The 7,063-nt window shown below is 63.1% G+C and carries 6 protein-coding genes and 1 pseudogene; 4 read left to right on the forward strand and 3 right to left on the reverse strand.

All coding sequences use genetic code 11. The annotated features are described in order from the left end of the window. The first annotated feature begins 9 nt into the window (after nucleotides 1–9). The 3 genes from CXR02_RS22420 to CXR02_RS13800 all read left to right on the forward strand — a co-directional run bounded on the left by CXR02_RS22420 (nucleotide 10) and on the right by CXR02_RS13800 (nucleotide 779). A complete protein-coding gene (locus CXR02_RS22420; RefSeq protein WP_181037230.1) occupies nucleotides 10–171 on the forward strand; it encodes a hypothetical protein in 162 nt (53 codons plus the stop codon). An 81-nt stretch (nucleotides 172–252) separates the two neighbouring features. Then, nucleotides 253–456, forward strand: a complete 204-nt coding sequence (locus tag CXR02_RS13795; protein ID WP_104062527.1) for an antitoxin MazE family protein — start codon at nucleotides 253–255, stop codon at nucleotides 454–456. After that, the gene (locus CXR02_RS13800; protein ID WP_104062528.1) at nucleotides 453–779 is read left to right on the forward strand and encodes a type II toxin-antitoxin system PemK/MazF family toxin; all 327 of its coding nucleotides are present in this window, start codon (nucleotides 453–455) and stop codon (nucleotides 777–779) included. The genes CXR02_RS13795 and CXR02_RS13800 overlap by 4 nt, the downstream gene beginning before the upstream one ends. A 135-nt stretch (nucleotides 780–914) precedes the next feature. Here the strand turns inward: CXR02_RS13800 and CXR02_RS13805 are convergent. Together CXR02_RS13805 and CXR02_RS22650 are read right to left on the reverse strand one after the other, a co-directional pair. Continuing rightward, a pseudogene (locus CXR02_RS13805) lies at nucleotides 915–1,232 on the reverse strand (alkaline phosphatase D family protein); the annotation flags it as partial. Nucleotides 1,233–1,285: 53 nt separating this feature from the next. Next, nucleotides 1,286–1,906, reverse strand: a complete 621-nt coding sequence (locus CXR02_RS22650) for a transposase family protein (RefSeq protein ID WP_219816434.1) — start codon at nucleotides 1,904–1,906, stop codon at nucleotides 1,286–1,288. Nucleotides 1,907–2,782: 876 nt separating this feature from the next. On the opposite strand from CXR02_RS22650, the gene CXR02_RS22175 reads away from it, so the two are divergent. Continuing rightward, nucleotides 2,783–4,600 (forward strand): S8 family peptidase, encoded by a 1,818-nt coding sequence (locus tag CXR02_RS22175; RefSeq protein ID WP_258060968.1) that lies wholly within the window; start codon nucleotides 2,783–2,785, stop codon nucleotides 4,598–4,600. Between the two features lie 87 nt (nucleotides 4,601–4,687). Here CXR02_RS22175 and CXR02_RS13825 read toward each other — a convergent pair. Further along, the coding region (locus tag CXR02_RS13825) for an Ig-like domain-containing protein (protein ID WP_104062530.1) at nucleotides 4,688–7,063 on the reverse strand (2,376 nt) is incomplete at its 5' end.

Here is a 7,063-nt window from a genome sequence, read left to right on the forward strand (position 1 = left end):
CCTGCCACAGTGTTAGCTTGCGGTAGCCCTCGGGGCCGGCTCATCCGGGCCGGCCGCATCATGGTGGACGCCCGTGCCGGGCTCAGGCGCTATGCGCTTCGCGAGCTTGAACATGGCGAGCTCGGCGTTGGTTTCGAGGCCTTCTTTGACGTGGCCCGGGTCAAGATCTAGGGAGTTTGTTTGGCCGCGGCTCTCGAACCTGGATGGGAATAAATCACCTCGCTGCGGACGCGTTACATGTAACATTGACCCATGAGCGTAAGGGATCGCGTTGCCCGGCACCGGGTTGCCATGCGCGAGCGTGGCTTCCGACAGATTCAAATGTGGGTGCCGGACGCACGCACGGAAGAATTCAAGCGTGAAGCGCGCCGGCAAGCCATGGCAGTTGCCGCCGCTGACCGCGGCAGTGACGACCAGGATTTCGTTGAGCAAATTTCGGAAGACTGGCCGGAGTGAATCGAGGCGAGTTGTGGACGGTCTCAGGCGGAACATATGCTCAAAGACCCAGGCCGGCACTGATCATCCAGGATGACCTGTTTGCGGCTTCAGAGTCGATCACCCTCCTGCCCTTGACGTCGCAACTGACGGACGCCCCACTGCTGAGGCTGACGGTTGAACCCGGCCAACTCACTGGCTTGGAGCGCGTGAGTCAGATCATGGTGGACAAGCTGACCACGGTGCGTCGCGCCAACCTTGGCCTGCGGATGGGGCGAGTGGATGCCAAGACCATGGTCGCAGTCGAGCAGTCGTTGGCCGTCTTTCTTGGTCTGGGACGCTGACTCACACACCTGGTGTTGTAGGTTCAATGGCTAGGTCTCGGGGGGGACGACGCCATGACGGGACTCCTCGATTCGGCCGAATACTTCGTCCAACCGGCGGGAGGTAGCCGACGTCGTGCGGTGGTTTCGACAGGCTCAACCACCGATCAGTCCCGCCAAACCGTCCCGAATCTCAAAGGAGGCTTTCGTGCTGACGGGGGATCCCGGCGTCGTGACGCAGTCCAGCACCCGGAAGTCCGCGGTCATCGCCTCTTTCGTGATGCGGCGGCGGGAGGCGGCGTAGCCGTCCCACCCGTCCATGGAGACGTCGTCGATCTCCGGCGCCTAGTTCCGGTCCCGCTCGGCGAAAAATACCTGCTGGCCCAGGATGTCCCAACGCTGGGTGGAGTTCTTGAAGTCGTCCAGCAGCCACTTCTCCTGCTCGGCGCGGGTGATGGTGCGGTCCTCGGCGAGGTGCTCTTAGGCAAAGACGTTCGTGCCGGACCATAATGTCCCGGGGAATCATGTCAAGATGCGCGCGTAGCGTTCTTCGTGGAATCATTCCGAAGTGCGCGCGCGGCGGGCTTGGGTTTGGCGGCTTGTTTGCTGGTCGTGAGCGTTAGTAACTCGGCCGCGAGTGCCTGGATCTGTCGTTGGATGGCTGCCGGGTTCAGCGGCTGGTTTTCCCGGGTGAGTCTGGTCTTGACCGTTTGGCGGACCGTGCCCTTGTCGGCCAGGATCCGATGGTATGGCGTGGCGGGCAGGTCGTACTTTTTCGTGGTCTTAGCGCCGTTGCGCTCCTTGAAGACGAGTTTCTGCTGGGGACCGAAATGGTTCGTCAGCAGCCGCTGCAGCTCCCAGATGCGGTTCAGCAGATCGAGCTCACCGGGGGTGTCGTAGCGGTGGTACCCGACGGTCTGACGGACGATGTGCCAGTTCTTCTGCTCCACGTGGGCGCCGTCGTTCTTGTTCCCTGACCGGGACCGGGTGAACGTCAGTTGCTCCTGCTCGCACCAGTGGAACAGCCCCCAGTTGATGAACTCGGACCCGTTGTCCGAATCGATGCCCAGAATGGGAAAGGGGAACTTCGCGGTCGCCTCTTTGATCGCGGCGAACACCCACTTCTGCGCCTTGTTCCGCACCGACACGGTCTCCGTCCAGCCCGTCGCGATGTCAGTGATATCCAGGGTGAAACAGAACTCGCCCGGGAATTTCCGCCCTCATGACCGACCAGATCGATCTCCACGAAACCGGGTCTGGCCTCATCCCATTCGGCCCAGGTCCGCATCGGGATCGAGTCCTTCAGCAGCGTTCCCGGCTTGGTATGGGACCGGCCCCGCGGATTCAGTTTGGCCCGGTCCGCCTTGAGCCGGCGGTCAATCGTCGCCGGCGCTATCCGCAACAGCAGCGCCGCCGTCCCCTCATCAATATCCAGCTCCCCGAACCGCCGCAGCCGCGGCACCAGATCAGGCAGAGCCGCCGCCAGCAGCCGCCCGCACGGCGTGCCCTGCACCGCCCAGCAGAACCGCAGCGCCTCAATGACGGCCTCGTCATAGACCAGCGGTCTCGGCGGCCGCGGACGGACAACCCTGACCGTCAGGACCAGACCCAGCGCCTTGCGGGCATGATTACGGTGCCAGCCCGCCACCGCGCAGATCTGATCCAGGATCTCGCCCTTCCTGGCCTTGGAAGCACGCCGGTATTCCGTGGCCAGAACCTTCGTGACAGCCCTGCGTTCGCTCATCGTCAGCTCCATAGCAGCAGCCCTACCCCCGCCAGCGAACCGGCAGCCGCAGACACCCCGCTACGCGCGCATTACCAAATGATTCTTCGATACCCACTACGCGCGCATCTTCTATGAGTCAACGCGAATGTTCGACAATCAGTCCGCTGAGGTCTAATATCTGGAGCCTCGCCGTTATCATTTGTATGGCACACGGTAGTGCAGCTTCTATTAATGCTCGGTAATCACTTATGGCTGCTCCTGCGGTAAGAGGCATCCTTCGTACGAAAGAACAGTGCAGATGTCCACACGGCCGTATTTCCTTAAAGCCGCCACATCCGTATTCCTTGCCTCAATGGTTCTATTTCTGGCCCCTGCTGTTGCTCATGCTGATTTTGCAACTGATCCGCCATCTGCCACTGTTCCTTCTCCTTCGCCCTCTGCTCCGCCCGCAGGAGAGCAAAGGTACATCGTGAAATATGGCAATGATGTGAATGCAGAAGCGGAGTCCACGTCCCTGCGGCAACAGGGGATTGAAGTTAAGGCGACTCTTTCCCATGCAATGAAAGCTTCGGTAGTTGTAGCGACACCGAAGGAAATGGAGTCCCTGAAAAGATCAGAAGACGTGGCCTCAGTTGAACTTGACACTCCCGTTTCAATCTCCGGTGCCACGTCTATCTGGGGGCTTGACCGGGTAGATCAGCGATCAGGGCGAGATGGGCAGTACAGCATCGGCAATGAAGGTGCTGGCGTGAACATCTATGTTGTTGACACTGGGCTGCATGTTTCCCATACGGAATTTTCCGGGAGGATTCCTGCAACCTGGTGGGGAGTTCATGATGGCAATGGAATCAATGACTGTAATGGTCATGGGACACACGTCGCTGGAACCGCCGCCGGAACAACATACGGCGTTGCCAAGAAAGCCAGCATCATCCCCATCCGGGCGCTTGAGTGTGATGGAAGCGGCTGGGCGTCAACAATCATGGCCGGGATCGACTGGTCAGTTCAGCACCACGTGGCCGGTCAGCCAGCAGTACTAAACCTCAGCATTGGCGGTTTCACTAATTCTTCATTTGACGAAGCCGTTCAAAGTGCTGTTAACGACGGGATGACGGTAGTCGCTTCAGCAGGCAACGCCGGCGCTGATGCCTGTGCTGCTTCTCCTGCTCGAGTTCGCTCTGCCATTACCGTTGCAGCTACGGATATTAACGACGCTCAGGCGTCATGGTCCAACTACGGCTCTTGCGTTGATATTCAAGCGCCGGGAATATCCATCAGGTCTGCTTGGAACAACGCTGCTACCGGCTACAACACTCTGGACGGTACTTCAATGGCCGCTCCACACGTTTCCGGTGCGGCTGCAATCCTGCTTTCCCGTGACCCTTCGTTATCCCCGGCACAGGTTCACCAGTCGATGATCAACAACGCGGTGACGGGTGTCATCAGTGCCAATAAGGGCGCAACCCCTAACAGGTTGCTATTTATCCCCGCGCCTAATCCACCTGCTCCCTCCTGCTCCAATCTCCAGCCTGGTGATGCATGGGCGGGGGCAGGTACGCATTGCGGGTTGCAGGGATCAGCAGCTTCTACCCCGTCTACCGCTGAAGCTCTCCCCGTAACCGCTGATGAAGCTCCCGCTCCCCTTGCTACGACCAATGCCGCCCCGGCACCTGCTGCGACTGCCCCAGCTCCAGGGCCCGCACAACCCGCTCCCGCGCAACCGGCTCCCGAACCTGCTGATGCTCCCTCCCAGCAGGCTGCAGCCGCATCGCCCCTAAATAACCCTCCCGCTGCGAACGCGGCACAGGCAGTGGCAATTGCTGAACCTGGAGTGATCTCACCTGAGCAGGTGGTGGACGAAGCCACTCAACGACCAGAAACCACATCTTCGGAAACACCGGCAACAGTGGCAGCGAACTCCAACCCTGCCCCATTACCAAATGGCGGTGCCACCATTGCCCCTGTAGCGGATACATTCGACGACGCTGCGGCGGATACCGTTACCGCTGCAGCGAACAACTCATTCTGGGTAATCACGATCGGACTGGTCCTTGGTGGCGTGGCTGCTGCATATGCAATCAGGAGGCTGAATCACCGACGGCGGCTGACAGTATGACCCCACCTTCTGTTTGATTTGTAACGGTCAGACACGGAACGGCTGAGGTCTCGTTTCTGCAGGAAGTTATGCGGCGCGATTCGAGGATCAGAAGCCCGACGCCGTCCCGGAGCCGGAGGGTTTGGTTCCGAGCGGGACTCCGTTCATGTCGGTTGCGATGCCGGGTTGGCCGTTCGCGGTCCCCTGGTACGTGGGGGTGCCGGCGATGACGCCCGTGGCCCGGGTGCCGCTCTTGAGGGCTCCGAGGGTGATCGTGAGGGTCTTGCCGTCCGCGCTCAGCGAGACGGAGGACCGTTGGACGGTGCTGCTGCCCTTGAAGGTGAGGTTTCCGCCGGTGCTGGTGGTGTAGCGGGCGCCGAGGTTGACGGTGCCGAAGTTGTTGGTCGTGCAACCCGTCGAGAGGGTCAGGGTGTCGTTGGGTGCGGAGGTGTTGCGGCTGATGAGTACGCTGACGCTGCTGCTCATATGGGTCCACGGCCCTGTGGGGCTGGTCCAGGTGCTGCAGAACGAGCTCGGGCTCATCGGCTCGTTGAACACGACCACGACCTTGTCGTTGGTGTCCGCTTTGCCGGCGATTCCGCCGTTCTGTAGCGTGACGGACACGACCCTCGGGCCGATGCGGCTCGTCGCCGTCATCACCGTGCTGATGTTGCCGTAGGAGTCCGTGGCCTGGGCCGAGAACGTGACCAGGCCCGAGTTGAGTTGGCTCAAGTTCATCGTCGCGGACCAGTTTCCAGCGCCGTTCGCCGTTGCCGTGGCCGACAGGCTGTAATTCCCCGAATCGGTGGCCGTGAGCGCCACGGCTGCCCCCGGATCGGAGGTCCCCGCGAATGGCACGGCGGTCACCGTGTCGCCCGTGATCTGGGACGGCATGCTCGTGAACTGCGGTGCCGTTGCGGTGGTCTTCTTCATTCCGGTCTGCGCTGCGGACGCGCCGGTGTTGCCGGCCGTGTCGGTCGCGGTTGCGGTGTATGTGAGCTGGCCGTCGTTGAGGCTCGTCAGGTTCAGTGGCGTTATGGACCAGTTCCCGGTTCCGTCCGCGGTGGCGGTTGCGGTGAGGGTGTGAACGGTGTCGGCGTCAGTGATGTTGAGCGTGACGGTGGCGTCTGCCTCGGCGCTGCCGCTGATGGTCACGGTCGTGGCGGTCGCGGCGGTGACGGTGGCCGGGGCCGTCAGTGTCGGCGCGGCGGGGGGTGCGGTGTCCGTGGGGGCCGTTGCTGTCGTCGCGGGGCCGGTGTTACCGGCCGTGTCGGTCGCGGTGGCGGTGTATGTGAGCTGGCCGTCGCTCAGGCTCGTCAGGTTCAGTGGCGTTACGGACCAATACCCGGTTCCGTCCGCGGTCGCGGTCGCTGTGACGGTGTGAACGGCATTGGCGTCCGTGACGTTGAGTGTGACGGTCGTGCCGGCCTCGGCGCTGCCGCTGACCGTCACGGACGTGACGGTCGCGGCGGTGACTGTGGCGGGGGCCGTCAGCGTGGGCGCGGCGGGGGGCGCGGTGTCCTTGGGGACCGTTGCCGTCGTCGCTGGGCTGACGTTGCCCGCCGTATCGGTTGCGGTTGCGGTTGCGGTCAGGGTCACGGTGCCGTCGTTGAGGCTCGAGAGGTTGAGTGTCGGAAGGGACCAGGCCCCCGTCGAGCTGGCCGTGGCCGTTCCGCTCACGGCATTGCCCGCGCTGTCGGACGCTGTGACAGTCACGGTGCCCGCGTCCCCGGCGATGCCGGAGACGGGCACGGCATCGACGTTGGCAACGTTGACGACGGAGGGTGCGTCCAGCGTGGGCGCGGCGGGGGGCACGGTGTCCTTGGGGACCGTTGCCGTCGTCGCCGGGCTGACGTTGCCCGCCGTATCGGTCGCGGTTGCGGTCAGGGTCACGGTGCCGTCGTTGAGGCTCGAGAGGTTCAGTGCCTGAAGGGACCAGGCTCCCGTCGAGCTGGCCGTGACCGTTCCGCTCACGGCATTGCCCGCGCCGTCGGACGCTGTGACACTCACGGTGCCCGCGTCCCCGGCGATGCCGGAGACGGGCACGGCATCGACGTTGGCCACGTTGACGACGGAGGGTGCGTCCAGCGTGGGCGCGGCGGGGGGCACGGTGTCCTTGGGGACCGTTGCCGTCGTCGCCGGGCTGACGTTGCCCGCCGTATCGGTGGCGGTGGCGGTCAGGGTCACGGTGCCGTCGTTGAGGCTCGTCAGGTTGAGTGTCGGAAGGGACCAGGCTCCGGTCGAGCTGGCCGTGGCCGTTCCGCTCACGGCATTGCCCGCGCCGTCGGACGCTGTGACACTCACGGTGTCCGCGGGCCTGGCCCTGGCGGTGCCGGAGACGGGCACGGCATCGACGTTGGCAATGTTGACGACGGAGGGTGCGTCCAACGTGGGCGCAACGGGCGGTGGTGCCGGGCTGACCGTGATGGTCGAGGTGGTTGAACTTGAGCCGGTGTCGTTGGTGGCGGTCAGGGTGGCGGTGTA

Origin of the sequence: Arthrobacter sp. 4R501, assembly GCF_002929755.1 — a bacterium.
GTDB lineage: Bacteria > Actinomycetota > Actinomycetes > Actinomycetales > Micrococcaceae > Arthrobacter.